Annotated in this window: 28 protein-coding genes and 1 riboswitch; of the genes, 12 read left to right on the forward strand and 16 right to left on the reverse strand. The window is 70.3% G+C overall.

Going from position 1 to position 26,792, the window contains the following annotated elements; translation table 11 throughout:
* Positions 1–3 precede the first annotated feature (3 nt).
* Genes ABZY89_RS00470 through ABZY89_RS00500 form a run of 7 tightly spaced genes read right to left on the reverse strand, consistent with a single transcriptional unit; the run spans position 4 to position 5,435 of the window.
* Positions 4–1,146 carry a HAMP domain-containing sensor histidine kinase gene (locus ABZY89_RS00470; protein WP_355223755.1) on the reverse strand — a complete coding sequence of 381 codons (1,143 nt, stop codon included), beginning with the start codon at positions 1,144–1,146 and terminating at the stop codon, positions 4–6.
* Complete coding sequence (locus tag ABZY89_RS00475; protein ID WP_355223757.1) at positions 1,143–1,829, reverse strand: response regulator transcription factor; 687 nt, start codon at positions 1,827–1,829, stop codon at positions 1,143–1,145. The genes ABZY89_RS00470 and ABZY89_RS00475 overlap by 4 nt, the downstream gene beginning before the upstream one ends.
* A 4-nt stretch (positions 1,830–1,833) precedes the next feature.
* A complete protein-coding gene (locus ABZY89_RS00480; RefSeq protein WP_355223759.1) occupies positions 1,834–2,268 on the reverse strand; it encodes a hypothetical protein in 435 nt (144 codons plus the stop codon).
* Positions 2,268–3,410 (reverse strand): molybdopterin-dependent oxidoreductase, encoded by a 1,143-nt coding sequence (locus tag ABZY89_RS00485; RefSeq protein ID WP_355223761.1) that lies wholly within the window; start codon positions 3,408–3,410, stop codon positions 2,268–2,270. Before ABZY89_RS00485 ends, ABZY89_RS00480 begins: the two co-directional genes overlap by 1 nt.
* The gene (locus ABZY89_RS00490; protein ID WP_355223763.1) at positions 3,407–4,099 is read right to left on the reverse strand and encodes a class I SAM-dependent methyltransferase; all 693 of its coding nucleotides are present in this window, start codon (positions 4,097–4,099) and stop codon (positions 3,407–3,409) included. The genes ABZY89_RS00485 and ABZY89_RS00490 overlap by 4 nt, the downstream gene beginning before the upstream one ends.
* Positions 4,096–4,749 carry a DUF2064 domain-containing protein gene (locus ABZY89_RS00495; RefSeq protein ID WP_355223765.1) on the reverse strand — a complete coding sequence of 218 codons (654 nt, stop codon included), beginning with the start codon at positions 4,747–4,749 and terminating at the stop codon, positions 4,096–4,098. The genes ABZY89_RS00490 and ABZY89_RS00495 overlap by 4 nt, the downstream gene beginning before the upstream one ends.
* Complete coding sequence (locus tag ABZY89_RS00500) at positions 4,746–5,435, reverse strand: glycosyltransferase family 2 protein (RefSeq protein WP_355223767.1); 690 nt, start codon at positions 5,433–5,435, stop codon at positions 4,746–4,748. Before ABZY89_RS00500 ends, ABZY89_RS00495 begins: the two co-directional genes overlap by 4 nt.
* Before the next feature lie 113 nt (positions 5,436–5,548).
* Here ABZY89_RS00500 and ABZY89_RS00505 point away from each other — a divergent pair, with 113 nt between their 5' ends.
* Entirely contained in the window at positions 5,549–6,880 is a 1,332-nt protein-coding gene (locus tag ABZY89_RS00505) for a hypothetical protein (RefSeq protein ID WP_355223768.1), read from the forward strand.
* Positions 6,881–6,889: 9 nt separating this feature from the next.
* On the opposite strand, the gene ABZY89_RS00510 is transcribed toward ABZY89_RS00505, so the two are convergent.
* Together ABZY89_RS00510 and ABZY89_RS00515 are read right to left on the reverse strand one after the other, a co-directional pair.
* Positions 6,890–7,936, reverse strand: coding sequence for an NAD-dependent epimerase/dehydratase family protein (locus tag ABZY89_RS00510; RefSeq protein WP_355223770.1), 1,047 nt, complete (start codon positions 7,934–7,936; stop codon positions 6,890–6,892).
* Positions 7,933–8,748: an S-methyl-5'-thioadenosine phosphorylase gene (locus ABZY89_RS00515; protein WP_355223771.1), complete on the reverse strand. Its 816-nt coding sequence runs from the start codon at positions 8,746–8,748 to the stop codon at positions 7,933–7,935. The genes ABZY89_RS00510 and ABZY89_RS00515 overlap by 4 nt, the downstream gene beginning before the upstream one ends.
* A gap of 117 nt (positions 8,749–8,865) precedes the next feature.
* Between ABZY89_RS00515 and ABZY89_RS00520 the strand changes: the two genes are divergently transcribed.
* The gene (locus ABZY89_RS00520; protein ID WP_355223773.1) at positions 8,866–9,579 is read left to right on the forward strand and encodes an HNH endonuclease family protein; all 714 of its coding nucleotides are present in this window, start codon (positions 8,866–8,868) and stop codon (positions 9,577–9,579) included.
* 13 nt (positions 9,580–9,592) lie between these two features.
* On the opposite strand, the gene ABZY89_RS00525 is transcribed toward ABZY89_RS00520, so the two are convergent.
* A complete protein-coding gene (locus ABZY89_RS00525; protein ID WP_355223774.1) occupies positions 9,593–10,603 on the reverse strand; it encodes a hypothetical protein in 1,011 nt (336 codons plus the stop codon).
* Between the two features lie 171 nt (positions 10,604–10,774).
* On the opposite strand from ABZY89_RS00525, the gene ABZY89_RS00530 reads away from it, so the two are divergent.
* On the forward strand, positions 10,775–11,152 hold the full coding sequence (locus tag ABZY89_RS00530) for a hypothetical protein (RefSeq protein WP_355223775.1): 378 nt from the start codon (positions 10,775–10,777) through the stop codon (positions 11,150–11,152).
* Here the strand turns inward: ABZY89_RS00530 and ABZY89_RS00535 are convergent.
* On the reverse strand, positions 11,121–12,380 hold the full coding sequence (locus tag ABZY89_RS00535) for an MFS transporter (RefSeq protein WP_355223776.1): 1,260 nt from the start codon (positions 12,378–12,380) through the stop codon (positions 11,121–11,123). The two genes, ABZY89_RS00530 and ABZY89_RS00535, sit on opposite strands and share 32 nt — an antisense overlap.
* A 3-nt stretch (positions 12,381–12,383) precedes the next feature.
* Positions 12,384–12,959, reverse strand: coding sequence for a helix-turn-helix domain-containing protein (locus tag ABZY89_RS00540; protein WP_355223777.1), 576 nt, complete (start codon positions 12,957–12,959; stop codon positions 12,384–12,386).
* A 107-nt stretch (positions 12,960–13,066) separates the two neighbouring features.
* Between ABZY89_RS00540 and ABZY89_RS00545 the strand changes: the two genes are divergently transcribed.
* The gene (locus ABZY89_RS00545; protein ID WP_355223779.1) at positions 13,067–14,416 is read left to right on the forward strand and encodes an FAD-dependent oxidoreductase; all 1,350 of its coding nucleotides are present in this window, start codon (positions 13,067–13,069) and stop codon (positions 14,414–14,416) included.
* Between the two features lie 158 nt (positions 14,417–14,574).
* Here the strand turns inward: ABZY89_RS00545 and mqo are convergent, their stop codons facing one another.
* On the reverse strand, positions 14,575–16,038 hold the full coding sequence (gene mqo / locus ABZY89_RS00550; RefSeq protein ID WP_355223781.1) for a malate dehydrogenase (quinone): 1,464 nt from the start codon (positions 16,036–16,038) through the stop codon (positions 14,575–14,577).
* A 162-nt stretch (positions 16,039–16,200) separates the two neighbouring features.
* Here mqo and ABZY89_RS00555 point away from each other — a divergent pair, with 162 nt between their 5' ends.
* The gene (locus ABZY89_RS00555; protein WP_355223782.1) at positions 16,201–17,301 is read left to right on the forward strand and encodes a PLP-dependent cysteine synthase family protein; all 1,101 of its coding nucleotides are present in this window, start codon (positions 16,201–16,203) and stop codon (positions 17,299–17,301) included.
* On the opposite strand, the gene ABZY89_RS00560 is transcribed toward ABZY89_RS00555, so the two are convergent.
* Positions 17,265–17,963 (reverse strand): TIGR02206 family membrane protein, encoded by a 699-nt coding sequence (locus ABZY89_RS00560; RefSeq protein ID WP_355223784.1) that lies wholly within the window; start codon positions 17,961–17,963, stop codon positions 17,265–17,267. The two genes, ABZY89_RS00555 and ABZY89_RS00560, sit on opposite strands and share 37 nt — an antisense overlap.
* Positions 17,964–18,192: 229 nt before the next feature.
* A complete protein-coding gene (locus ABZY89_RS00565; RefSeq protein WP_355223786.1) occupies positions 18,193–18,966 on the reverse strand; it encodes a putative protein N(5)-glutamine methyltransferase in 774 nt (257 codons plus the stop codon).
* A 16-nt stretch (positions 18,967–18,982) separates the two neighbouring features.
* Between ABZY89_RS00565 and ABZY89_RS00570 the strand changes: the two genes are divergently transcribed.
* The 3 genes from ABZY89_RS00570 to ABZY89_RS00580 are packed head-to-tail and all read left to right on the forward strand — an operon-like array spanning position 18,983 to position 20,797.
* The gene (locus ABZY89_RS00570) at positions 18,983–19,339 is read left to right on the forward strand and encodes a hypothetical protein (RefSeq protein WP_355223788.1); all 357 of its coding nucleotides are present in this window, start codon (positions 18,983–18,985) and stop codon (positions 19,337–19,339) included.
* On the forward strand, positions 19,336–19,779 hold the full coding sequence (locus tag ABZY89_RS00575) for a hypothetical protein (RefSeq protein ID WP_355223789.1): 444 nt from the start codon (positions 19,336–19,338) through the stop codon (positions 19,777–19,779). Before ABZY89_RS00570 ends, ABZY89_RS00575 begins: the two co-directional genes overlap by 4 nt.
* Positions 19,745–20,797 (forward strand): MBL fold metallo-hydrolase, encoded by a 1,053-nt coding sequence (locus ABZY89_RS00580; protein WP_355223790.1) that lies wholly within the window; start codon positions 19,745–19,747, stop codon positions 20,795–20,797. Before ABZY89_RS00575 ends, ABZY89_RS00580 begins: the two co-directional genes overlap by 35 nt.
* A gap of 578 nt (positions 20,798–21,375) precedes the next feature.
* On the opposite strand, the gene ABZY89_RS00585 is transcribed toward ABZY89_RS00580, so the two are convergent.
* The gene (locus ABZY89_RS00585; RefSeq protein WP_355223792.1) at positions 21,376–21,807 is read right to left on the reverse strand and encodes a GNAT family N-acetyltransferase; all 432 of its coding nucleotides are present in this window, start codon (positions 21,805–21,807) and stop codon (positions 21,376–21,378) included.
* A 30-nt stretch (positions 21,808–21,837) separates the two neighbouring features.
* Positions 21,838–21,946: riboswitch (TPP riboswitch) on the forward strand.
* On the opposite strand from ABZY89_RS00585, the gene ABZY89_RS00590 reads away from it, so the two are divergent.
* The 4 genes from ABZY89_RS00590 (at position 21,943) to ABZY89_RS00605 (ending at position 26,773) form a co-directional block, all read left to right on the forward strand.
* Entirely contained in the window at positions 21,943–23,004 is a 1,062-nt protein-coding gene (locus ABZY89_RS00590; RefSeq protein ID WP_355223794.1) for a thiamine ABC transporter substrate-binding protein, read from the forward strand. Its footprint overlaps the riboswitch before it by 4 nt.
* Positions 23,001–24,659 carry an ABC transporter permease subunit gene (locus tag ABZY89_RS00595; RefSeq protein WP_355223796.1) on the forward strand — a complete coding sequence of 553 codons (1,659 nt, stop codon included), beginning with the start codon at positions 23,001–23,003 and terminating at the stop codon, positions 24,657–24,659. The genes ABZY89_RS00590 and ABZY89_RS00595 overlap by 4 nt, the downstream gene beginning before the upstream one ends.
* 18 nt (positions 24,660–24,677) lie before the next feature.
* Positions 24,678–25,694 (forward strand): ABC transporter ATP-binding protein, encoded by a 1,017-nt coding sequence (locus tag ABZY89_RS00600; protein WP_355223798.1) that lies wholly within the window; start codon positions 24,678–24,680, stop codon positions 25,692–25,694.
* 11 nt (positions 25,695–25,705) lie between these two features.
* Positions 25,706–26,773: a phosphatase PAP2 family protein gene (locus ABZY89_RS00605; protein WP_355223800.1), complete on the forward strand. Its 1,068-nt coding sequence runs from the start codon at positions 25,706–25,708 to the stop codon at positions 26,771–26,773.
* Positions 26,774–26,792 lie beyond the last annotated feature (19 nt).

Raw genomic sequence — 26,792 nt, forward strand, 5'->3', positions numbered from 1 at the left:
GCGTCAGGCCGGCAGGCGGACGTGGAACCGGCAGCCGGTCGCGGTCGGAAGGTTCTCCACCCAGACCCTGCCGCGGTGCGCGTCGACGAGCCCCTTGACGATGGCGAGACCGAACCCGGCGCCCTGAGCGCCAGCGCCCTCGGGAGCGGTCGGGGTGCGCGCGGAGCTGCCCTGCCAGCCGAGGTCGAAGACCCGCTCCATGTCGCCGGGATCCAGGCCACCACAGCCGTCGCTGACGCTGAGGTCCACGCTGCGTACGTCTCCGGGGGCCATCTGGCAGTGCACCACCACGGTGCCGTCAGCGGGGGTGTGCCGGATGGCGTTCATCAGCAGGTTGGAGACGACGCGGGACAGACTGGCCGGGTCGGCGGTGATCTCGAGGCCGTCCTCGACCTGGCCACCGAGCCGGACCCGTCGCTCCCGGGCGACCGGATCGGCCCCGGCCAGCGCCTCGCTGACCAGGTCGCCGAGCAGGACCGGCTCCGGCGTCAGGGTGAGCGCGCCGGCCTGGATCCGGGAGAGCTCGAAGAGGTCGTCCACGAGCCGGGCCAACCGCTCGACCTCGACGCGGATGCGCTGGTGGTAGCGGTGGGGATCGGCGGCGATCCCGTCCTCCAGTGCCTCGGCCATCGCCCGGAGCCCCGAGAGCGGCGTACGCAGGTCGTGGGCCACCCAGGAGACCAGCTCGCGCCGGGACTCCTCGAGCCGGGCCTCTCTCGCGTGCGCCTCCTCGAGCCGCCGCTGTGTCTCGGCGAGCTCGGCCGACAGCGAGCGGAGCTCCCGCGGCCCGCTCTCCGCAGGCTGCTGATGACCTCCGAGCGCCATCTCCCGGGCCTGCTGCTGGACCGCGCCCGACCAGCGGACCATCGCGGAGCCGATGACGAACGCCACCAGGATCGCCACCACCACGGCGATCGAGGTGACCACGGTGATGACCTGCAGGTCGTGGCCGGAGAGGAACATGAGCCACGCGATCCCGAGTACGCCACCGAAGACCGTCAGCACCGCGACGGCTGCGACCAGGGTGAGCTGCCAGCGGATCGACCAGCGGCGCGTCAGCCAGGCGACCACGAGCCCGGCCAGACCGACGGCGATACCGGCGCCCGCGGCGACGAGGGCGATCTGGACGGCATCTGCGGTCTTCATGCGCTCACCTCGGCGGGCTCCCAGCGATAGCCGACGCCCCAGACCGTCACCAGCCGCTCCGGCCGGGTCGGGTCGGACTCGATCTTCTCCCGCAGCCGGCGTACGTGGACCGTGACCGTCGAGCGGTCGCCGATCGTCCATCCCCAGACGTGCTCGAGCAGGTCCTCCCGGGTGAAGGCCTTGCCTGGATGGGCGATCAGGTAGCGGAGCAGGTCGAACTCCCGGGTGGTCAAGGACAGCTCCGCCCCGGCGTTGGTCGCCACCCGCCGGTCGGCGTCGACCACCAGGGAGCCGTCGGAGACGACGCCGCCTTCGCCGTTGTGGCCGGTCCGCTTGAGCACCGAGTCGACGCGTAGCACCAGCTCCCGCGGGCTGAACGGCTTGCCGACGTAGTCGTCGGCACCGAGCTCGAGCCCCATGATCCGGTCTGCCTCGCTGCCGAGCGCGGTGAGCATGATGATCGGCACCTCGCTCGCCTGCCGCAGGCGACGGCACACCTCCAGACCGTCGATGCCGGGCAGCATCAGGTCGAGGATGACGATGTCGGCGGGCCGGTCGCTGATCGCGCGCAGCGCCTGCTCGCCGTCCCCGGCCTCGACGACGTCGTGCGAGCCGGCGCGCAGGTAGGACGCCAGCACCTCGCGAACGGTGAGGTCGTCGTCGACCACGAGCACACGTGCCATGGGCCTACTCCTCCTCGACGTTCGCCCGGGCGGGCTTTCGTGAGCGTAGTTCGCCGAGCGCGACGGCGACACCGGCACACACGCACAGAGCCGCGAAGACCAGCAGCCCCTGGGTGTAGTCGCGGTCGAGCAGCGTCGGATTGTCCGGCTTCGCGCCGAACCGGCCGAGGACCGGGATCGCGACCAGGAGCGTCGGCCCGAGCAGCACCAGCACCACCACCGCGCCCCGGGCGACCGCCCGCGGCAGCAGCCGGCCGCCGAGCCACCCGAGCCCGAGCACCGCCGGTGCCAGGATCCCGTCATGGATCACGACCGCCGCCGCCAGCCAGAGCACGACCTCGACGATCTGGCCGAGGTCCTGCCGGCTCACCAGCAGCCAGGCGCCGTACGCCATCCCGACCGCCCCGAGCAGGATCAGCCCTCCGCGCATGCCTCTCATCAGAGCACCTCGATCCGGGAGACCCACTTCGTCTGCATGACCCCGGGACGGTCGGGCGCGATCAGCCGGACCGGGTAGCCGTGGTCCATCGAGAGCGTCTCGCCGTCGAGCATGAGGGCCATCAGGGTCCGGTCGTCGTCTGCGAAGTTCGGCGGGAGCACGGTGTCGGCGGAGGCGCTGAAGGACTGGATGGACCGGACCCGCACTTCGCACCCGCGCGGGGCGCCGACCAGGTCGAGCAGGTCGCGGAGGCGTACGCCGCCCCACTCGCCTGAGGCGCTCCAGCCTTCGACGCAAGCGATCGGGAGAGTGTGGGTGCGCTGCTCCATGGCGACCAGGTCGTCGCGGGTCAGCGATCGCGTCGTGGCGCCGTGGACGAGCTCGAGCCGGTAGGCAGCGCTGCTCGCCTCGGCCACCACACCGGCTGAGTGGGCAGTCCGGTTGATCGGGATGCCGTGCTCACGGGAGCGTGGCGAGAGGGCGGCGATCCGACTGAGGCCGGGGACAGTGCCCGCCGCATAGAGCACGGCGGCGGCGACCGCGGACGTGCCGGCGAGGGCGAGCACGCCGCGCCGGCTGACCGGCCCGGGCCGGACCGCGTTCGGCCGGTCGTGGGAGGTGTCGTCGACGTCGCCCTTCAAGGCGTCGCGTACGACCGGCAGCTTCACCGCGATGTGCACCAGCAGCGCTCCGACGGCGACGAAGGCGAGCGCGTAGTGGGTGCTGCGGAAGCTGAAGCCCCAGGGGTACCACTGCGCGACGTTGAGCAGCCCGGTGGTGAGCTGGACGATCGACGTGCTGACCAGGATCGCGATCGAGCCGCGCTCCAGCGCCGTCGGCAATGCCTCGCGGACCTGATGCGGCAGCGGCTGGAAGAGCTTGGGGAAGACGACCCACAGCTTGATCAGCAGCAGCGGGATCGCGGCGGTGCCGGCGACGACGTGCAGGCCCTGGGTGAGCTGGTAGAGCCGCGACGGGCTGGCCGGGAGCGGCACCGGCTGATGGTCGAGCTGGGCGTAGTGGCTGATCAGGCCGGTCACGAGTGCGACAAGGAAGCAGATCCCGAGCCAGAGCCCGACGCGCGCGGCGACGGCCGCGCTCCGCAGGCGTGAGCTGAACGAGTCCTCCGAAGGGATTCTCATGCGGCGTCCTCGACGAGTACGGCGGCCCAGCGGTCGCCGGCGGGGGTGAACGGGGCCGGGACTGACCGGCGGGGCTGTGTCCGGCGATGCGGCAACGGCTCGAGCCGCCTCACCGCGAGACCGACCTCGGCGGCGATCGACCCGATCGCGTCGGCGCCGACGACCGCCCAGGGGAACTTCGAGGAGCCACCGCACTGGCAGACGAGCTCCGCGAGCAGTGGGCCGCTCGGCGTCCCGGGCGGGTGCACCTCGGCGACCACCCGGCCGCCGGGCACGAGCAGCCGGCGTACGCGGGCGAGGAGGGCGATCGGGTCCCCGCCGATGCCGACGTTGCCGTCGGCGAGAAGAGCAGTCGTCCACCAGCCCTCACCGGGCAACGGCTCGAAGAGGTCGCGACAGACCGCGCGGCCACCGCGGGCCTCGGTCTGGGCGACGGCGTCCGGGACGATGTCGACGCCGAGCGACGGCAGCCCGCGAGCGGCCAGCGCGGCGGTCATCCTCCCGGGGCCGCAGCCGAGATCGACCGTCGGTCCGGCGCAGTAGGAGAGCAGGGCGAGGTCCGCGGCGTCGGCGGTGCGGGTCCAGTCCTCGATCGGAAGTCGCGAGGCCATGCCATCGACGCTCACCACCCGGCACTCCTCGCTGGCGAAGGCGTGCGCGAACGCAGACTCGGCCGCCACCGCGGTCATCGGGCGACCCGCGCGATCTCGGCCGCGACCACCGCGAAGCGGGAGTGCGGAGCGGCTGCGGCGACCGGAGCGACGTCGGCGAGGTGGTCGACGTCGCGCAGCCGATCACCGGCGGCGACCCGGAGGCCGAGCGCTTCGAGGGCGGAGAGGGTGGCTGCGTACGTCTCGGGGGTGGACATGGGTACGTCGCGCAGCGCGGTGGCCGCCGACGGGTCGCGGAGCGCCAGGGCCCACCAGCCGCCGTCCTCGGCGGGAGCGAGCACGGCATCGGCAGCGTCGAGTCCGTCGGCCACGGCGAGCAGACCGGCCGGGGTCACCTGCGGGGTGTCCATGCCGATCTGCACGACCGGTCCGGTGACCTCGGCGTGGGCGTTCGCGAGGCGCTCGCCGAGGCCGGTCCCGTGCTGCGGGGCGATGGTCCACCCGGAGAGGGCGGTCCGGATCTCGTCGCCTCGGAGCGCATCGGCGAGATCGCCGGAGAGGGCGAGCCGGCAGCGGTCCGGTCCCACCGCCCGCGTGCACGCCTCGATCGTGTCGAGCAGCGCGGCCGCCGCGACAGCAGTGGCGGCCGCCTCCCCGACGTCGGCCGCAAGCCGGGTCTTCACCAGGCCGGGCACGGGCGCCTTGGCGACGAGAAGGAGCGTCGTCATGAGAGCACCCGCCAGAAGTCGTACGCCGCCCGCAGGCTGCCCCGCACGGAGCCCGAGACCTTCGAGCGCCCGGCGGTCCGCGGGTGGTAGTCGACGTCGATCTCGTGGACCCGCCAGCCGGCTCTTGCCGCGCGATCGAGGAGCTCGACCGGATAGCCGGAGCGCCGGTCCTCCACGCCGAGACCGAGCAGGGCCTCGCGGCGCGCCGCGCGCAGCGGGGCGATGTCACGTACCCGCAGACCGGTGCGACGCCGCAGCGCGGCCAGGACCAGCCGGTTGCCGACCCGGGCGTGCCACGGCTGGGCGCCCGGGGTCACCGGCCTGCGACAGCCCAGCGCCAGGTCGGCCTCGTCACGCCTGATCGTCTCGACCAGAGGCAGCGCGGCCGCGGGATCGAAGGAACCGTCGCCGTCCATCACCACGACGTAGGGCGCGGTCGCGGCCAGCAGCCCCGCGTGCACCGCCGCCCCGTATCCCGGCCGCGACTCCGACACCACCCGCGCCCCCTGCGCGCGGGCGACGTCGGCGGTGCCGTCGGTCGAACCGTTGTCGACGACGATCACGGAGAGCGCCGCCGGCACGCGCGGCAGCAGCTCGCGCAGGGCGGCGGCCTCGTCGCGGCAGGGAAGCACGAGGTCGATATCTGGGTCTGTGTCTGGACTGGGCTCGGGGCTGGTCTCGGCCATGCGATCGACTCTAGGAACGAGCCGCCGCCGATGGGGCCCGCAGATCTTACGGTCCGATGACGGGCCCCGTGCGCCGACAGCCATCGAGCCGTCGCGGACCTACGCTCGCAGTCGTGAACTCCTCAGCTCACCGCGCCGCCCTGGTGGGGCTCGTCGTCACGGTCGTCCTCATCGTGACGGCCGCCGTCGTGCCGCCCCTGCTCGACTGGCAGGTGTGGCCGCGCGTGCACCTCGACGACGGCACGTTCCCTCCGCTCCACGGATATCCGCAGGTCAAGGTCGGTATCGGCACGCTCCCGGCGGTCCTGCTCGCGCTCGCGTCGCTGCGCTGGGCGGACCCGATGGCGAGGCGGCTGCCCTGGCGGCGCCTGCTCCTGGTCGCGTACGCCGCGGGCCTGGTGTGGCTGCTGGCGCTGGCGCTGGTGGACGGCCCCGAGGGCATCTCGCGGGTGCTGGGGAACCCGACGGAGTACCTCGAGACGGCCAGGTCGGTCGACGACGTGCCGGGGCTGCTGCGGGAGTACGTCTCCCGGATCCCCTACGACGCCCCGGAGGGGAACTGGCCGGTCCACATCGCCGGGCACCCGCCCGGGATGGTGCTCTTCTTCGTGCTCCTGGTGAAGGTCGGTCTCGGTGGTGACCTCGCCGCGGGCCTGGTCGTCATCGCGCTCGCCGCGACCTTGCCGCTGGCGGTCATGACGACGGTCCGGGTCCTCGGCGCCGAGGAAGCGGCACGGTCAGCGGCGCCCTACCTGGTCCTGTCGCCTAGCGCGGTGTTCCTCGCCGTCTCGGCCGATGCGGTGATGGCGGTCGCGGTCGCCTGGGGGATGTGCTGCTTGGCACTGGCCTGCCGGGCTGGAACCGGTCGGGGCTGGCCGTGGGCGGTCCTCGCCGGCCTGCTCCTCGGCTACGTCGTGATGATGTCGTACGGCCTCCCGCTCACCGGCGTGCTCGCGCTGGCTGTGCTCTGGCTCGGGCGCGGCTGGTGGGTGCTGCCGGTAGCGGCGGCCTCCTCGCTCGCGGTGGTCCTCGCCTTCGCCGCCGGCGGTTTCGCCTGGTGGGAGGCGTATCCCGTGCTGGTCGATCGCTACTGGGACGGGCTGGCCAGCCAGCGCCCCGGCGCCTACTGGACCTGGGGCAACCTGGCCGCCCTCGCGATCAGCGCCGGGCCGCTGGTCGGCGCCGGGCTCGGCGCCACCTGGGCCGCCCGCCGCGAGCAGGCCGACCGGGTGGTCGTCGTCCTGGTCGCGGCCGCGGTGATCATGGTCGCCCTCGCGGACGCCTCCCAGATGAGCCGGGCGGAGGTGGAGCGGATCTGGCTGCCGTTCATACCCTGGCTCACCCTCGGCTGCGCGCTCCTGCCCGAGCGCTGGCGACGGCCCGGCCTGGCCCTGCAGCTCCTCACCGCGCTGCTCGTCCAGCACCTGCTCTACACGAGCTGGTGATCCGGGGTCCTAGGACCGCAGCGGCGCGGTGGCGAAGGCCGGCAGACCGACCGCCGGCAGCACCTCGGCGTGGAAGCCGAGCTCCTTCTCCGCGAGCTCCGGGGAGGCCACGACATGGCGTACGTCGCCGATCCGGTAGCGCCCGGTGACCACCGGCTCCACCTCCGTCCGAGTGCCGCGCGCGACCAGCGACGCCACCTCGCTGATCGTGACCGGGTGCCCGGACGCCACGTTGTAGGCCGCCAGCTCCCCACGTGACCGCTCGGAGGTCGCCTCCAGCGCCGCCAGGTTGGCGCGGGCAACGTCGTCGACGTGGACGAAGTCGCGCTGCTGGCCACCGTCCTCGAACACCTGCGGCGCCTCGCCCCGCTCGAGTGAGGACCGGAAGATGGCGGCGACCCCGGAGTAGGGCGTGTCCGCGGGCATGTGCGGCCCGTAGACGTTGTGGTAGCGCAGCGCGATCGCGGTCGCGTCGGCCTGACGGGCCCAGGCGGAGGCGTAGTGCTCCTGGGCGACCTTGCTCGCTGCGTACGAGCTGCGCGGGTCGAGCCGGGCGGACTCCGCCACCGCGGCCCAGGTCAGTGCGCCGCCGCAGAGGTCGCAGTGGTTCTCGAAGTCGCCGGAGTCGAGCGCGGCCCGCGAGCGCGGCGGTGGGACCCGGTCGCCGTGGGTCTCGCAGACGTAGCGGCCCTCGCCGTAGACGACCATCGAGGAGGCGAGCACCAGCCGGGAGACCCCGTGCGCGCTCATCGCGGCCAGGAGCGCGGCGGTGCCGAGGTCGTTGTGTGCGGCGTACAGCGGAAGATCGGCCACGGTCACTCCGGCACCGACGACCGCGGCCTGGTGGCACACCGCGTCGATACCGTCCAGCAGGTCGCCCCAGCCGCCGGCGTCGCGTACGTCGAGGAGGTTCGTCCCGGGCGGCGCCTCGGCCGCCTCACCGTGGGCCATCGGCAACAGCACGTCGACGGGTACGACCTCGTGGCCGGCATCCTCGAGCACCCGGCCGATCGCGGTGCCGATGAAGCCGGCGGACCCCGTCAGCAGGACCCTCATGGGATCTCGTAGGCGAGGGTCTTGCCCTCGGCCCAGGTCGAGCACGAGCATCCGGCCGGGTCGGGCAGGCCCTCGATCGTGTCGGCGAGGATGGTCCGCATCCGCTCCAGGTTGGCCGCGAAGAGCGCGTAGACGTCGTCCTCGTCGACGCCCTCGCCCTCGGCCGCGCCCGCGTCCATGTCGGTGACCAGGCACAACGGCGCGTAACACATCCGCAGCTCGCGGGCGAGCGCCGCCTCCGGGGCGCCGGTCATCCCGACCAGCGTCCAGCCCTGGGCGGCATGGTGGATCGACTCCGCGCGGGTCGAGAACCGCGGACCCTCGATCACGATGAGCGTTCCGCCGACCTTCACGGACGGATCGGAGGCCGCGTACGCCTTGGCGATCCGCGCGCAGTAGGGATCGGCGAGCGGCACGTGCGTGGCGCCGCTCTCCACGTAGCTCGGGATCCGGCGCCAGGTGCGGTCGACGAGCTGGTCGGGCGTGACCAGGTCACCAGTCGCGACGGCATCGGCGCGGAGACCGCCGACGGCGCTCGGGGAGAGTACCTGGGTCACGCCCAGCGACCTCAGCGCCCAGAGGTTGGCGCGGTAGGGGATGGCGTGCGGCGGGTACTCGTGCGAGCGGCCGTGGCGGGGCACGAAGGCCACCGACCGCCCGGCGACGGTGCCCAGCGTGACCGGCGCGGACGGATCGCCGTAGGGGGTCTCGACCGCCACCTCCTCGGCATCGGTCAAGAACTCGTAGAGCCCGGTCCCGCCGATGACCCCGACCTCGGCGCGGGGCGCCTGTCCCATGTCCAGCCCAGTCATGCCTTCACTGTGCCAGCGCTGACCCCTCGGCGACAGGGTTCGGCACATCCGTCATCGTTCGGTAATACCTGCCGGAAGGCGGATCGATGTCGGTGGTCGCGGGCACAATGCGACGGCGTGGGGAGACGTACGTCGCTGGGCGTTCTGGTCGTCCTGCTGGCGATCGCCGGCTGGGCGGTCTCGTTGTGGCTTCCCGAGGACGCACCGGCGACACGACGGACCCCGCCGGCGGCGACCGCGGAGCCTTCACCGGGGCCGGTCGACGTGCCCGCGGCACGCGGTGACCTCGCGGATCTGGCGACGGTCGCGAGGCGACCCGACGGGCTGGTTGCCTACGTTCGCTCGTCGTTCGGCGGGAGCTGGGCGGACAGCGACGGCAACGGGTGCAACCAGCGCGACGACGTGCTCATGCGCGACGCCGTCGAGGTGAGGACCCGGCCGCAGGGGCGATGCGACCACGACGTGCTCGCCGGGACGTGGGTCGACCCCTACACCGGCAGACGCCTGGTCTTCACCGACCTGAAGGAGCCCCGGCAGGCTCAGGCGATCCAGATCGACCACGTCGTGCCGCTCTCGGAGGCCTGGCGCTCCGGCGCGAGCGGCTGGTCCCCGGACCGGCGCCGAGCCTTCGCCAACGACCTGGACAACCTGCTTGCCGTCGACGGCCCGACCAACATGAGCAAGAGCGACGACGACCCGGCGGCCTGGCGTCCGCGGAAGGGGTTCCAGTGTGCGTACGCAGCCCGCTGGATCGAGACCAAGACCCGCTGGTCGCTCGCCGCCGACGACAGCGAGCGACGGGCGCTCGAGGAGATGCTCGGCTACTGCTGAGCGGGCCTGAGACTCAGACCGCCCGGCGATAGATGGCCATCGCGCGGTCGTACGCTTCCCACGCCCGCCAGGACTCCAGCGCCCGTTCGCCCTGGGGCTTGAGGCCGTCGACCTTGTGATAGGACTCGCCGCTCTCGTACTGCGACTCCCGGCCCGTCACCAGCGAGAGCAGCATCGGCAGCACGCTCTCGTCGGTGACCGTGATCGTGCCGACCTGGAAGGTCTGCCGCACCCACTCGACCCGCCGGTCCGAGCCCAGGACGAGCACCACGGGCAGCTGCGAGACCCGGGCGATCGTATCCAGGATCGGGCCGAGGCCGTCAGGGACCCACCGCTCACCGGCTGGCGGTGTCGGTGCCTTCGGGATGCTCATGGTCGAGTACGCCGGGACCTGACCCGTCAGCGGGCCGGCGATCTTCTCGACGGTCGTCGTGGTCGCCTCCGGAGCGACACCTGGAGCCACACCCGCGGCGACATCCGGGGTGAGCTGGTCGGCCGACTTCTCCGCTGCCCTCCGGCGCGGCCTGATCGCGGGGATCTTCGAGGTGAAGTTGAAGCTGCCGGTGCGGGTGGAGTCGATGTGTCGGCCGGCGGCCGGCTCGGGTGCCCGGCCGAGGGTCGAGGTCGGCGCGGGGGCTGTGGCCGTGGTGACCAGCTCGGCCGCGTGCTTCCCGTGCGTCCGGATCGAGCCGTCGGCGGCGAACTCGAACAGCGCGACCCGGACCCTGTCGGCCCACTCGACCGCGTCCACGGTGTAGCCCGCGCGGCTGAACAGCGCGACCGTCCGGGCGTCGTAGGCGTAGCCCGCGCCGCGTACGGCACAGACGCTGCGCGCCTCGGTCGGTGAGCGGGTGAGCACCACCTGGGCGACGACGACGTTGTCCGGCCGGCCGCCGATGATGTCGACGTCGGCGGCCGCGGTGCTGCCTGACGGGGCAGCGTCGGGCCAGCCGAGGGTATGCAGATGCTCCGCGGCGTACTTCTCGGCTTCTTCGCCCGTTCTGGGCTGCCTCGGGGGTGCCAACGTAGGGTCCTTCCTCGATCCTCCACTCGGGCCTCCCTGCCCGATCGAGATTGGGAGGGATGATAGGCCCGCTGCGTACGTCTTGTCCGAGGGGGTCGCGAATCAGGTCGCGCTGTTCGCTCCTGGCGGATCCAGTCACGTTTGTCGGTGCTCGCCGCTAGCGTGATGTTCATGAGGCGCCCGCACGAGAACGTCGCTACGGTCCTGGTGGACCCGCGCGTTCTGGGCGACATCGAGATCCAGCTGATGTCCCTCGACATGCCGCTGTGGCGAGTGTGTGCGGCGCCGATCGTGAAGGACGGGCAGCGCCTCGCGTTCCAGGTCCGCCACCGGCTGCTGATGTCCAAGCGGGGCGAGTGGGACTGCGCCAAGGACTGGGTCCCGGTCTGGATCGGCTTCGGCTCCAGTTGGGCGTTCCCCGGCGAGGCCATCCCGTGGCCGGCCCACAAGGCGCTGTGGACGCTCCTGGAGGGCTACTCCGACAGCGTTCGCTACAACAAGCGGCTCGGCGGCATCCCTAGGATTCCGCGGCTGCGGGAAGCCTGCTAGCCGCCGGATCCGGCCGCCGCTCGATCTGCTTCCAGGTCGGGTCGATCGCGGGGAACATCGTGACCACGAAGTACGCGATCCCGAGAACGGTGAACGCGCTGGTGAGGCCGATCGTGGAGACGAGGGTCCCGCCGAGCAGGCCGCCGAGCGGCATCAGGCCCCAGGCGCCTGCGGCGATGAGGGAGGTGACGCGTCCGACGAGCGGAGCCGGTATCCGCTCGAACTTGATCGCACCGATGATCGGGTTGAGGAACCCGCTGGACAGACCTGCAATGGCGAAGACCGTGAAGATCGCCCACAGCGGTGCCCCGATGGCGATGACAGCGAACCGCGGCAGTCCGGTGATGAGAAAGGCGATGAGGTACGTCGGGTAGCGCCGTATCCGGTTGCCGATCGTGGCTGCGATGGCCGAGCCGATGGCCGAGCAGCCACCCATGACGGCGAACAGCAGGCCGAGTGTCTGCGCACTGGCGTCGGTCTGCGCCCACGATGGCATCAGGACACTGCTGGCGGCAGCGTCGATGAGGTTCGTGAATGCGACCATGATGGCGATCCCGAGCAGCACGCGGTCACCGCGAAGGTACTTCCAGCCCTCGGCGAGCTGACCGAGATAGGGAGTCGGGTCCTTGACCTCGGCAGGGTTCGCGGGCCCGGCAGGGCGAGGGAGACGTGCCGTTGTGGTGGCCAGCACCACCGCGCACAGTGCGAACGAGACGGCGTCGATAGCGATCGCGTTGGCTGCGCCGACCACGCCGATGAGCACACCGGCGGCGGCCGCTCCGAACATCGAGGCCGTGCGCTCGACCACCGAGTGCAGTCCGGTCACACGCTCGGTGGGTACGCCAGCGGAGGCCACCAGTTCCGGGATCATCGCGCTCTTCGCGTCGTCGCCCGGACCACGCAGCGCACCGGCGACGGCCACGAGAACAAGTAGGGCGGCGAAGTGCAGCCGCCCCGTGGCGTACAGAAGCGGGATGAGGCCGACCACGAAGGTGGAGGCCAGGTCGCAGGTGATCGACACGCGGCGCTTTCCGAGCCTGTCGATCAAGGGCCCGCCGAAGATCTTCATGGTCACGAGGGGTGCCAGCTCGAAGAGGGCGATCAAACCGGTCTTGGTGGGGCTGCCGGTGGTCTCGAGTACGAACCATGGCAGTGCCAGCATCGAGAGGCGGGTCCCGACGAAGGAGATGGCGTTGGAGGTCAACCAGCCGTAGAGGGGGAGGCGCATCGCTCAGTCTGCCTCCGGATCCCTGCCGAGATGGCCCGGCTGAGGGAAGGCGTTGAGCTGGAAGGTGAACGGCTCGCCGTCCGGATCGTCCTCGAGCTCGCTGAGCATGTCCATGATGCGATCTCGCACCTCGATCGCTCTTGCTGGCGTGAGACGTGGGATCCAGTCGCTGTAGGTCGTCGTCTCGCGCCACTCGTCGGGCAACATGACACGCTCTTCGATCGAACGCTGCAGCTTCTCCGCGTAGTTGGTCACCACGACCTGCAGATAGGCGTCGAACGCCTCGCGTGCTTCCTCGTTGTCGGGGAGCAGGTCGCTATCGGTCTGGGTCATCCGGTGGGCCGCCTTCCACCAGCGCTCACGGCCGTTGCCGCGCTCCTGGTCGTCGACGATGAACCCGTGCTGGGCCAGATGTCTGAGGTGGTAGGAGGTTGCGCCGCTGTTGAGGCCGAGCCGGGCCGCCAACATCGTCGCCGTCGCAGGGCCGTCGACGCGCAGGATGCCGAGCATGCGCGTTCGGACGGGATGGGTGAGTGCCTTCAGCTGGTCCAGGCTCGGGACGATCGTCGGCTCTTTCATGCCTCCACCATAAACCGCAAAGGTTTGTTTGCAAATAGGTGTTTGCAATCTTCAGAATCCAAGTAACCTGCTGAACAAACCTCGAATAGCGCAGATAGGGTGTCGGGGTGACGACAGACGCCATGCGGCCCGCCCCGACCTCCACCCCGACGGTGGCGATCATCGGAGGAGGAGCCAGCGGCACGTTGACCGCGATCAACCTGCTCCGCCGCGGTGCTTCGGTGACGTTGTTCGAGTCGCGCGGAGAGGCGGGCTACGGAGTGGCCTACTCGACAACCGACGGCCGCCATCTCCTCAACGTCCGGGCCAACAACATGTCGGGCTTCCCCGACGACCGTGACGACCTGCTCGACTGGGCGGCCGAGGCCGGCATCGAGCTCGGACCGATCGACTTCCTGCCCCGGCGCGACTACGCGCGCTACCTGCGTGACCGGCTCGCTCACGCCGCCGAGGCGGGTGCCGGCACGCTGGAGACGATCGGCGAGACGGTCATCGACGTCGAGCCGGTCGGTGCCGGATTCCGGGTGCTGACCGGCGACGACGAAGGACATGTCGCCGACGCCGTCGTCCTCGCCTACGGCAACCCGCCGCCCCAGCCGCTGGCGGGACTTCCCGAGGCGTCGTGGAACCTGTCGGACCCCTGGGACGTGGCCCGGATCAGCGCTCTGCCTGTCGATGCGACCGTACTCGTCGTCGGCACCGGCCTGACCGCCGTCGACACGACCGTCACGCTCCTCGATGACTCCCCGGAGCGCAGGGTGATCATGGTGAGCCGCCACGGTCTGGTCCCCAACCCCCACGTCGACGACCAGTTCACCTCCTGGGTGACCCCGATCCCCGACGGCCCGCTGACCGCCGACGGCATCGCCGATCTCGTACGCGACCAGATCGAGCACGCGGCCGGCCTCGGCGTCGACTGGCGTGCCGTCATCGACGGCCTCCGTGGCCCGACCCAGTCGATCTGGCGCCGCCTGCCCGAGCCGGAGCGCCGTCGTTTCCGCGAGGTCTACGCCCGCGAGTGGGAGGTACGCCGCCACCGCATGGCTCCACGCATCGCCGCCCTCCTCGACGCCTACCGGGCCGAGGGACGCCTGGAGATCCTCGGCGGCGGGGTGCTCGGCTGCCGGGTCGATGCTGCGGGCCAGCCGGTCGTCTCGCTGGCCGACGGTGACCGCGAGGTCACCGCGGTGATCAACTGCACCGGTCCCTCACCCGACATCACCCGCACCGACAACCCCCTCCTGCTCGCGCTCCAGAAGCGCGGCCTGATCGCCCCCGACCCCCTCCGCCTCGGCATCGACGTCACCGAGGACGGCCACGTCATCGGAGCAGACGGCAGCGTCGTACCCAATCTTCTGACCGTCGGCCCGCCCTGCAAGGGCGCGCTCTACGAGGCCACCGCCATCCCCGAGATCCGAGGCCAAGCAGCAGCGGTCGCAGCCCACCTGACGAGCTGACCGCCCGCGCCCGCTGGCCCCGCTGGTCGAGCCGCCGGAGCCGCTAGGCGGAGGCGTGTCGAGACCAACACGGCCCTATCGGCGCTCGATAGCGACTGTGTTGGTCTCGACACGCTCGGCCGCAGGCGGCCTCGCGGCTCGACCAGCGGAGGCGCTGGTTAGCCGAGGTGGAGCTGGCGGTCCGTACGCGCGAAGGTCTCGGCGGCGAGCTCGGGGTCGGCGCTGAGCTCGGGACCGGTGGCCGGGATCATCGTCTTGAGCTGGGGCTGCCAGCCGTCCCAGCGGTCGGGGAAGCAGCGGCGCAGGACGTTGAGCATGATCGCCGGGGCGGTCGAGGCACCGGGGGAGGCGCCGAGCAGGCCGGCGATGGTGCCGTCCTCGGCGGTGATGACCTCGGTGCCGAACTGGAGTACGCCGTCGGGGCGGATGACCTGCACCCGCTGGCCGGCGATGACCCGGTCCCAGTCCTTGCGGTCGGCGGCGGGGAAGAAGTCGAGAAGGTCGTCGAACTTCTTGCGCGGCGAGCGCAGCAGCTCCTTGACCAGGTAGACGGTGAGATCCATGTTGGTCAGCCCGGCCCGCAGCATCGGCAGCAGGTTGTGGGGCCGCACCGAGAGGAACAGGTCGCTGAGCGAGCCGGTCTTGAGGAAGCGCGGGCTCCACCCGGCGTACGGGCCGAACATCAGGTGGGTCTTGCCCTCGACGTAGCGGGTGTCGAGGTGGGGAACCGACATCGGCGGAGCGCCGACGGCCGCCTTGCCGTAGGCCTTGGCGCGGTGCTGGGCGACGAGCTCCGGCTTGGACGTACGCAGGAACTCACCCGAGACGGGGAAGCCGCCGAAGCCGCGGATCTCCCGGATCGCGGCCTTCTGCAGCAGCGGCAGCGCGTAGCCGCCGGCGCCGACGAAGACGAAGCGGGAACGCAGGTGGTACTTCCCGGTCTCGTTGCGGCCGTAGATGTGCCAGAAGCCGTCCATGGTCTGGTGCAGGTCGGTGATCTCGGACCCGGTCTCGAGGTCAGCGCCCTTGTCCACCAGGGTGCGGGTCAGGATCGAGGTGAGCGAGCCGAAGTCGACGTCGGTGCCGGCGTTGGTCCAGGTGGCCGCGATCGGCTCGTCGGCGAGCGACTTGGCCGAGCGGCCCTCGAGCAGCAGCGGCGCCCAGCCCTTGATGACCTCGGGGTCCTCGCTGAACTCCATCCCGCTGAAGAGCGGGTGGACCGAGAGCGCCTCGTAGCGCTTGCGCAGGTAGTCGACGTTCTCGGCGCCCCACACGAAGGACATGTGCGGCACGGTGTGGATGAACTTGTCCGGGTCCGGGATGCGGCCGTTCTCGACCAGGAAGGACCACAGCTGACGGGAGAGCTGGAACTGCTCGTTGACGTTGACGGCCTTGGAGATGTCGACCGAGCCGTCGGCGTTCTGCGGGCTGTAGTTGAGCTCGCACAGCGCGGAGTGACCCGTGCCGGCGTTGTTCCACGGGCCGGAGGACTCGGCGGCAGGTGCGTCGAGCCGCTCGATCAGCTTGATGGACCAGCTGGGCTCCAGCTCCTGGAGGAGCACGCCCAGGGTGGCGCTCATGATGCCGCCGCCGATCAGCACTACGTCAAGAGGTTCGTCCACAGGTCTTTTGTCTCGCTTTTGGGGCCGCAATGGTTAATCGGGGTCCTTAGATCGGTCTAACTTGTGGGCAACTTCACTGCCCGGACCCGATCGCGTTTCTGCCTGTCATTGTGGCTCACCGCACATGCCGGGGACAGATCAGGGTGGAGTTACGCTCGGCCGGTGCCCCGCCTCTCTGACTCTCATCGCGCCTGGATCGACGAAGCCGTACGCCGCGTCGAGGCCGACGCGCAGCGCTCGGCCGACACCCATCTGCACGTCGTTCCGCTCCCCGTCCGCGACGGTGCGAGCGGCGGTGTCGACCTCTATCTGAAGGACGAGTCGGTCCATCCCACCGGCTCGTTGAAGCACCGTCTGGCCCGGTCGCTGTTCCTCTACGCGGTCTGCAACGGCTGGCTCCACGAGGGCTCGACGGTCGTCGAGGCATCCTCCGGATCCACCGCGGTCTCGGAGGCCTACTTCGCCGGGCTTCTCGGGCTGCCGTTCGTCGCGGTGATGCCACGCTCGACCTCGGAGGAGAAGGTGCGCCTGATCGAGTGGCACGGCGGCCGCTGCCACTTCGTCGACCGCGCTCCCGACATGTACGCAGAGGCCGAGCGCCTCGCCCGCGAGTGCGGTGGGCACTACATGGACCAGTTCACCTACGCCGAGCGGGCCACCGACTGGCGCGGCAACAACAACATCGCCGAGTCGATCTTCGACCAGATGTCGCAGGAGCGGCACCCGGTGCCGACCTGGATCGTGGTCTCGGCCGGCACCGGCGGCACCTCGGCGACGATCGGCCGCTACCTCCACTACCGCCGCCACCCCACCAGGCTGATGGTCGCCGACCCGGAGAACTCAGCCTTCTACGGCGGCTGGGAGACGGACACCTCCGACTACGCCACCGGCATGCCGTCGCGCATCGAGGGGATCGGCCGGCCGCGCGTCGAGCCGTCCTTCGTCGGCGGGGTCGTCGACGACATGGTCCAGGTCCCCGACGCGGCGTCGATCGCGACGATGCGTTGGCTCTCGGCCCGGATGGGCCGCTCGGTCGGCCCCTCGACGGGCACGAACGTGTGGGCATCGCTGGGTGTCGTACGCGAGATGTCCGAGGCCGGCACCGAGGGCAGCGTCGTCTCGCTGCTGTGCGACTCCGGGGAGCGCTACCGCTCGTCCTACTACGACGACGGCTGGGTGAGCGAGAAGGGCATCGACCTGGCGCCGTACGCCTCGGCTCTCGCCGACTACGAGCGCACCGGCGTCCTCGTCGACCCGTCCTGATGGGCCCAGATCCGCAGTCCCAGCGTGATCAGCGCCCACACGCCGGCGACGATCAGGATCTCGTTGAGGACGTAGACCGGCCACGGCCCGAGCAGGTCGAGCATCGAGCCCGACTCCGGCTTGTAGCGCAGGTAGCCGTAGTTGGCGTCGAGGATGAGGTTGAGGACGTACGCCACGGCGGCCCACGCCGCCGTGGTCGCGACCGTCCAGCCGTATTCGCGCCACCTGGGTAGCAGCTTGAGCCCGAAGACCAGGTAGACCGCGGCGGTCACGATCATCAGATGCTGGCCCCAGAAGGTGAAGTAGCTGACGTCCGGGAAGTCCATCACGTCCGGGGTGAAGACGCCCTGCGTGGTCAGCGTGAGGCCCCAGAAGCAGGTCAGCGCGGTCGGGTAGGGATGGTGGGTCCACAGCGCGAACGCCGCCGCGACCCACGCCAGGTCGCACAGGTGGATCGGCAGATCGATGAAGAGATCGAAGTCGGTGACCCACTCGTGGGCCTGCAGCGGGATCGTCGTCAGCGGGATCGCGAGCGCGAATCCTCGTGAGAATCTCGACGGCTTCGTGTCGGCCCGCTGCTGTCTGCCCAGCCAGACGACAGCCACGATCCCCGCTGTGAGCAGGGACAACGGCACCAGGTGGGCCAGACCGTAAGCCTGCATGACGGAAGTCTGACGGGATTCTCGAAAAAATTCTTCCCAACCCGCGTCATGGGTCCGCGGGTGGCCCGTTTCATCGGCGAGAAGGTCGTCCACCGGTGGGGGGTGGACGACCTCTCAACACCAAGGTTGGTGACTGATCCGGGGGATTCATCAGCCAGGTGGCGGTCCCTCTGAATGCACACTGCGGGGGTGGTGTGCAATCAGAGGGACGCCTCGCTTTTGGGTGCTCTCAGGGGGCCGTTCCGGTCACCGCGGTCGCGTAGAGGTCCTCGTCGTGATGGATCTCCGCGACGAGCCCCTGCTTCCGCATCAGGCTCGCGGTGACGGGCGCCTGCTCCTGGCCGGACTCGATGACGAGTACGCCGCCGGGGGCCAAATGCTTCGGAGCCTGCTCGATCACACGGCGCTGGACGTCGAGCCCGTCCGCGCCGCCGTCGAGGGCGACGTGGTGCTCGTGGTCGCGCGCCTCGGGCGGCATGTTCCGGATCTGGTCGCTCGGCACATAAGGAGCGTTGGCCACGATCACGTCGAGCTCGAGGTCGTGGGGGAGCGGGTCGTACAGGTCACCGAGGAGCACCCGGTTCGGCGGCAGATTCTCCCGAGCGCACCCGACCGCCGCCGGGTCGATGTCGGTGGCCCAGACCTCCGCGTCCGGAAGACGCACCGCGATGGCGGCGCCCAGCGCGCCGGTCCCGCAGCCGAGATCGAGCACCTTCCGTGCCGTGCCTCGCTCGGCCGTCCGACAGGCGAGCTCGACCATCAGCGCCGAGCGCTGCCGGGGCACGAACACCCCCGGTGCGACCCGGATCCGGAGCCCGCAGAACTCGGCCCAGCCCAGGATGAGCTCCAGCGGCTCGCCGGCCACGCGGCGTACGACCATCTCCTCCCGCTCCTGGGCGGACACCGGGGCGGACTCGAGCAGCGCCGCCTCGTCCTCGGCGAAGACGCAGCCGGCGGCGCGGAGGCGGGCGACGAGCCCCGGATCGGGCGATGTGGAGACCATTGGAGAAGATTGGCACGTGGACGCCGTGACCCTGATCGGATTTATCGTGGCCGGGTATGCCGCGTTCGTGACGATCGCGGCCGTGCTCGGCGTGGTGCTGAATGCGCCGCGGCCGAAGTGGCTGGACCAGGTGGCGTGGATGCTGGAGATCCTGGCGGTCGTGCTCGCGATCGGTGCGCTGGCGGCCTGGTCGGGCGGACGCAAGCCGGAGTCGCTGTCGACCTTCCTGGGCTACCTCGGCGCGCTGGTGTGCCTGATGCCGCTCGCTCTGCAGACGATGCGTACGGACCGCTCGACGTGGTCCTCGGGCGTGATCGCGGCGGCTGCCCTGGCGACGGGCGTCGTGGCCGTACGCGTCATGATGGTCCGGTGACCGCGACCTCTCCCAGCAAGACTCGCTCCGGTCCGCACCTGGTGCTGCTGACCGTCTACGCGATCTTCGCGCTCGCCGCGGGAGCCCGTTCGCTGGTGCAGGTCTTCACCGACTTCGACGAGGCTCCGATCGCCTACTCGCTCTCGGTCGTCGCTGCGGCGACGTACGTCGCGGGCTGGTTCGCGATCCGCCGGGCGGCCGCCGGGTCGGCGGGCTTCGCGAAGATCATGCTGTGGATCGAGCTTGCCGGCGTCATCGTCGTCGGTGTCCTGTCCCTGGCCGTGCCGTCCTGGTTCCCGGATGACTCGGTATGGTCCAAGTTCGGGAGCGGATACGGTTTCGTTCCTGCCCTGTTGCCGATCCTGGGCCTGCTCTGGCTCTGGAAGGTCAACCCGAAGGAGACGGATGAGTCAGTCGACAGCCACCGCGATCTCGCCTGACTCGGGGGAGCACTGGTCGGCTCCGGGAGCGTGGACGGTCGCCGACGGCGTGCACCGGATCCCGCTGCCGCTGCCGATGGACGGGCTCAAGGCGGTCAACATCTACGTCCTCGAGGGCGACGACGGGCTCTCGCTCGTCGACGGTGGCTGGGCGATCACCGAGGGACGTACGGCGCTCGAGTCCGGGCTGAAGAAGCTCGGCTTCGAGTTCGGCGACATCCGGCGCTTCCTGGTCACCCACGTGCACCGCGACCACTACACGCTCGCCTCGGTGCTCGGTCAGGAGTTCGGCGCGGACGTACTGCTCGGCGCCGGCGACCGGCCCACCCTCGAGCTCACCAACGGCGACCTCGACGGCTGGGTCTCGACCGACCGGCTGCTCGCCCACGCCGGTGCGCACGAGCTGGCCGCGGAGTGGGCGGCGAACCCGCCGCCCATGCCCGACCTGTCCCACTGGCGGATGCCCGACCGATGGCTCGAGGGCGACGTACGCCTCGACGTGGCCGGCCGCGACCTCGACGCCGTGCACACCCCCGGGCACACCCAGGGCCATTACGTCTTTGCCGATCTGGCCGGCTCGGTCCTGTTCGCCGGCGACCACGTGCTGCCCACGATCACGCCGTCCATCGGCTTCGAGCCGGTGCCGGTCATCGACCCGCTGGGCGACTTCATGGCCTCGCTGACCAAGGTCCGCACCCTGCCCGACCTGCGACTTCTCCCCGCCCATGGGCCGGTCGCCCCGTCCTCGCACGCCCGCGTCGACGAGCTCCTGGCCCATCACGAGTCGCGGCTCGCCCAGTCGCTGGCGTCCCTGAAGGCCGGTCGGCGCTCCGCGCTCGAGGTCGCCAACGACCTCGGCTGGACCCGCCACGAGCGCGCCTTCGCCGAGCTCGACTTCTTCAACGCCGGCCTCGCGGTCATGGAGACCAAGGCCCACCTCGAGCTGTTGGCCGCCCGCGGTCAGGCCACCCGTGAGGAGACCGAGACCAGCGTCCTGTTCGCTCCGGTCGACAGGTGAGGGGACGGCAGTTGTCCCGCCGGTGGTGGTTCCTAGTCCGACAAAAAATCTCTGATGAGCGGCTTATCGCGTGACACTGTTCTCGCGTAAACGGCATCGCCGGCGAACGTATGCTCTCAATATTCCCGACGGCATCTCCGATGCTGAACGTCGCGAGCGAATCACTGCATTCGTCCTGGCGCACTTTCCGTACGTGCATACGTATGCCTGTGATATTCCTTCCACCGTCGCATACCCCGATGCTGTGCTACCGGATGTCGAATATCTTCGTAGCCTCCCCGCGACGAAGATTGACCGAGACGGATATGGCACCACGGGAGATCTGGATATGGATGACGAACGCTCATGGGCGAGCTTCGCTTCTGTGGCGCCGTACGTGTATGACGCGTACGCGTTGGGAAATGGAAGTGTTTACCTTCGAATTGAAGACGAGGGATCCAGCGCGGTTACGCGCCTTCGTGAGGACAGTGTCTTGCTGCGAGATCTTGGATCAAGGTTTCCCCTTCGCCAAGGCTGACCGAGTTCTTCGCGACCCAGTTAGGTCAGGGCGGGCGCGCCTGTGATCTTGTCTTGATTGTTCAGCCCCTGTGCCGCATCGGGGTGTGCGGGATGCCGTCCTCGAGGAACTCCTCGCCGTCCTTCACGAACCCGAACTTGGCGTACCAGCCGGCCAGCGGCGTCTGAGCGTCGAGGACGACGTCGCGGTCGGTGACGGCCTCGACGGCGGCCTTCATGATCACGTCGGCCAGGCCCCTGCCGCGGTGCGTCGGGGCGAGGACGACGCGGCCGATCCGCCACACGTCGCCGTCGTCGAGGATGCGGGCGGTGCCGGCGAGCTGGTCGCCGTCGCTCAGCACCACGTGACGCGTCCCGGGCTCGAGGTCGCGACCGTCCAGATCGAGGTAGGGGCAGTCCTGCTCGACGATGAAGACCTCCTGGCGCAGCCGCCACAGGGCGTACGCGGTCTTCGGGGAAAGGTCGTCGAAGGACGAGATGGCGACGTCGGTCATGGGTGGATTCTCGCAACCAGTAGTGTTGGCGGGAACAGACAGGGGAGGCCGGAAGGCCTGAGAGTGCGGCGAACAGCGCCGCAGACCCTCCGAACCTGCTCCGGTTGATACCGGCGAAGGGAGTCAGGAATGCGCATGCGTACGCCTGCCATCGCTGCCACTGCTATCTCGGCGCTGCTGCTGTCCGCATGCGGGGGCAGCCCCGCCGAGCCGGACGCCGAGCCGTCGAGCGGTTCCGACGACAAGTCGGTCGTGCTGCTGACCCACGACAGCTTCACGCTGCCGAAGGAGGTGCTGGCCGAGTTCACCGAGAAGACCGGCTACACGGCCGAGATCCGGCATGCGGGCGACGGTGGCGAGCTGACCACCAAGATCGCCATGGACACCGGCAACCCCGACGGTGACGCGGTCTTCGGCGTCGACAACACCTTCGCCAGCCGCGCGATCGACCAGGGCGCACTGGAGGCCTACACGCCGAAGACGGTCCCGGCCGGGGTCGACGAGTTCAACCTCCCGGGAGACGACAAGCACTTCCTCACCCCGGTCGACAACGGCAGCGTGTGCGTCAACATCGACACCGAGTGGTTCGCGGCCAAGAAGCTGGCGCCGCCGGAGTCGCTCGACGACCTGGCCGAGCCTGCGTACAAGGATCTCTTCGTGACCCCCGGCGCGGCGACGTCGACGCCGGGGATGGCGTTCCTGCTGGCGACCGTCGCCGAGTACGGCGAGGACGGCTGGGCCGACTACTGGGGCAAGCTGATGGACAACGGCACCAAGGTCGTCGACGGCTGGGACCAGGCCTACTACTCCGACTTCACCCAGGGCGGCGGCAAGGGGACGCGACCGATCGTCGTGTCGTACGACTCCTCGCCGGCCTTCACCGTCAAGGACGGCAAGACGACGACCAAGGCGCTGCTGGACACGTGCTTCCGACAGGTCGAGTACGCCGGCGTGCTCGTGGGCGCCGACCACCCCGAGGGCGCCAAGGCGCTGATCGACTTCATGCTCTCCGACAGCGTGCAGGGGGCGCTGCCGGAGAGCATGTACGTGTTCCCCGTCTCCTCCGGCGTCGAGCTGCCCGCCGACTGGGCGAAGTTCGCGCAGCAGCCGACCTCGCCGCTCTCGGTCGAGCCTGAGGAGATCGACGAGAACCGGGAAGCGTGGCTGGCGACCTGGAGTGACACGATCGCGCAGTGAGCTCCACCCGTCGTGCTGTGACCCGGCGAATCGGGACCCTGGTCGCGCTCGCCGCTCTCCCGGTGGCCGTGCTGGCGGTCTTCTTCGTCCTGCCGGTCATCGGGATGGTGCAGCGCGGCCTGTTCTTCGAGGGATCCTTCGATCCTTCGGTCGTGACCAGGATCCTCGGGCGCCCGGAGATCCAGCGGGCGCTCTGGTTCACGCTGTGGTCCTCGGGGCTGGCGACGGTGCTGAGCGTCGCGCTCGGGCTGCCGGCCGCGTTCGCGCTCTATCGGCTGAGCTTTCCGATGCAGCGGATCATCCGGGCGGGGCTGCTGGTGCCGTTCGTGCTCCCCACGGTCGTCGTCGGGGTCGCCTTCCGCGAGCTCATCGGCGAGGCCGGGCTGTTGGCCGGGTTGGGGCTCGACGGGACGCCGACCGCGATCATCCTCGGGCTGGTGTTCTTCAACGCCTCGGTGGTGATCCGTGCGGTCGGTGCGGCCTGGGAGTCGCTCGACCCGCGTCCCGGGGAGGCCGCTGCCGCGCTGGGTGCCTCGCCGGCGCGGGTCCTGCTGACGATCACGCTGCCGGCGCTGCGCCCCGCGATCGTCTCCGCGGCGTCGGTGGTCTTCCTCTTCTGCGCGACCGCGTTCGGGATCGTGCTCACCCTCGGCGGGGTGCGCTACAACAGCATCGAGACCGAGATCTACAAGCTGACCTTCACCCTGTTCGACCTTCCCGGTGCGGCGGTGCTGTCGGTGCTCCAGCTGGTGGTCGTCATCGGGCTGCTGGTCGTGGCCGGCCGGCTGCGATCGGTGCCGGATCCGGCGCAGTCCCGGGTCGTCGTACGCCGCCGGCGGGTCTCGATGCGGGACATCCCGGCCCTGTTGTCGACGTCGGTGCTGGTTCTGCTGGTCGCCGGGCCGCTGCTCGCCCTGCTGCTCGGGTCGCTGCGAGACGATGACCGGTGGAGCCTCCGGAACTACACGGCCCTGCAGACTCCCGGGTTCGACCCTCCGCTGCCGGTTCCGGCCACGACCGCGCTGATGACCTCGCTGGCGGTCGCGGTGCAGGCGTCGTTGGTCGCGCTGACCCTCGGTCTGCTGGTGGCGTTCGCGGTGACGCGCCGGTCCCGGTCGGTGGCCGAGCGGCGGGTGCGTTCCGTCCTGGACGGGCTCTTCATGGTGCCGCTCGGGGTCAGCGCCGTCACGTTGGGGCTCGGGCTCTACCTGACCCTCGGCTCGGCCCCTCTCGACTTCCGCGACGAGCCGTGGCTGGTGCCGCTGGCGCAGGCTCTGGTGGCGTTGCCCCTGGTGGTGAGGACGTTGGTGCCGGTCCTGGGATCGGTCGACGACCGTCTCCGTCAGGCCGCCGCCGGGCTCGGGGCCGGGCCGTTGCGCGCGGTCATGACCGTGGACGTACCTGCCATCTGGAAGCCGCTCCTCGCCTCCTCCGGGTTCGCGTTCGCGGCGTCGCTGGGGGAGTTCGGCGCGACGTCCTTCCTCGTCCGCGAGGAGCGCCCCACCCTCCCCGTCGTCATCCTGCGACTGCTGTCCCGTCCGGGGTCCGACAACTACGGCATGGCCCTCGCCGCCGCCTGCGTCCTCGCCGCCACCACCGCCGTCGTGATGCTCCTCGTCGAGCGTCTCCGCGTACCGTCGATCGGAGCACTGTGAACCAGGATCGAGGTTGCGATGCTGTCGCTGCGTGAGGTGTCGGTGGCGTACGACGGGAAGGCGGCCGTCTCGGACGTCAGCCTGGAGTTGGCGGACGGGGAGGTGCTGGCGCTGCTCGGGCCGTCGGGGTCGGGCAAGTCGACGCTGCTGCGGGCCGTGGCCGGGCTGGAGCCGGCGACGGGCGAGATCAGCTGGGACGGGCGCCCGCTGCGCGGGGTGCCGACGCACAAGCGTGGCTTCGCGCTGATGTTCCAGGACGGGCAGCTGTTCTCGCACCTCAGCGTCGCGAACAACGTCGCGTACGCGATGCGGTTGCGCCGGATCCCGGCCGCCGACCGTACGAGGAAGGTCGCCGACCTGCTGGAGCTCGTCGGCCTGGGCGGCTACCAGGACCGCCTCCCGGGCACGCTGAGCGGTGGCGAGCGGCAGCGGGTCGCGCTCGCGCGGGCTCTCGCCGTCGAACCGCGGCTGCTGCTCCTCGACGAGCCGCTCTCCGCTCTCGACGCCGGGCTGCGGGAACGGCTCGCGGGCGACCTGCGACGGATCCTGCACGAGGCGGGCACCACCGCGCTGATGGTCACCCACGACCAGGAGGAGGCCTTCGCGGTCGCCGACCGGATCGCGCTCCTGCGCGACGGTCACCTGGTGCAGGCGGGGACCCTGCGGGAGGTGTGGGCGAGACCGACGGACACCTGGGCCGCCCTGTTCCTGGGCTACGCCCGCGTGCTCGAGGGGCCGGCGGCGTACACGATCCTGAAGGCCGCCGGGATGGCGCCGGCCGGCGCGGTGGCGCTGCGCCGCTCCGCCTTCGTCGCCGATCCGGCAGGACCGCTCACCGGCACCGTGGTCTCGGCGAGGGCCACGCCGGAGCTGCACCGGCTCGTCGTACGTCTCGACGATGTCGGTGAGGTCGACGCCGTCGCCGACTCGGCGCCGGCTCCGGGGGAGTCGGTCAGGCTGAGGGTCGAGCCGAATCGGCTGGCCGTCCCAGAATCTGTTGTCCCCGAATCGGCAGAGCGGCCACCCGCCATTTAAACTTAACGGCTATGTATCGTCGCGCTCAGATCTTCCTCGTCAGTAGCGCGCTGATCTTCGGCCTGATCGCAGTCGTGACCGCGCAGATCGTCGACAAGCGCATGCTCGACCCGGAGGGCTTCCTCGGACCGTCCTGGCTCCGCCTTCCCCTCCTCGTCGGAGCTGCGCTCCTCGTCGACCTCGTGCCACGCACGCTGTGGAAGTCGAAGTTCAAGTGGAAGGACATGGGCCCGATCTTCAAGGATCGGGTCCGCACCCACTGGACCCGTGAGCGACTGACGCTGGTGGCGTTGGGCATCGTCTGCTTCTACCTGGTCTACGTCTGCTATCGGAACCTCAAGTCGTTCCTGCCGTTCGTGGTGCCGGAGACCTATGAGTTCGACCACGAGCTGCACCTGATCGACAAGGCGGTGCTCTTCGGCGCCGACCCGGCGATCGTGCTCCACGACCTCCTCGGCACCGGCTGGGCGGCCTGGTTCCTCTCCTACATCTACATGTGGTTCCTGCCGCTGGTGCCGTTCGCCGTCGCCGGCTGGCTGGTGTGGTCGCGCAACCTCGCCTACGGCTACTGGTTCGTGAGCTCGCAGTGCATCGCCTGGATCCTCGGCACGGTCTCCTACTACTGCCTGCCGACGGTCGGTCCGGGCCTGCAGTACCCCTATCTCTACGCCGACCTGCCCGAGACACCGGCGAGCACACTGATGGAGTCGCTGGTCTTCACCAGGCAACACGTCCTCTTCGACGTCGACGCCAACGTGGTGCAGTCGGTCGGTGGCTTCGCCTCCCTGCACTGCGGCATCACCCTGCTGGTGGCGCTGATGATCCAGGCCACGGTCAAGAACAAGATCGCCCGCTGGGCCGGCTGGATCAACTTCGGGATCACCGTCGTCGCGACCGTGTACTTCGGCTGGCACTATCTCGCCGACGACATCGCGGGCTGCATGATCGCGCTCGTCGCCTACTACTTCGGCGGCCTGGCGGCCGGTCAGAAGTTCCAACGCAAGGGCGTGCGGCGGCTCGTCGCGGAGTCCGACGAGATCGCCGACCGCGAGTCGAAGGTCGCCCACGAGCTGACCTGATCCGGGCTTGATCGAGGCT

The sequence above is a fragment of the Nocardioides sp. NPDC006303 genome, from assembly GCF_040613175.1.
GTDB lineage: Bacteria > Actinomycetota > Actinomycetes > Propionibacteriales > Nocardioidaceae > Nocardioides.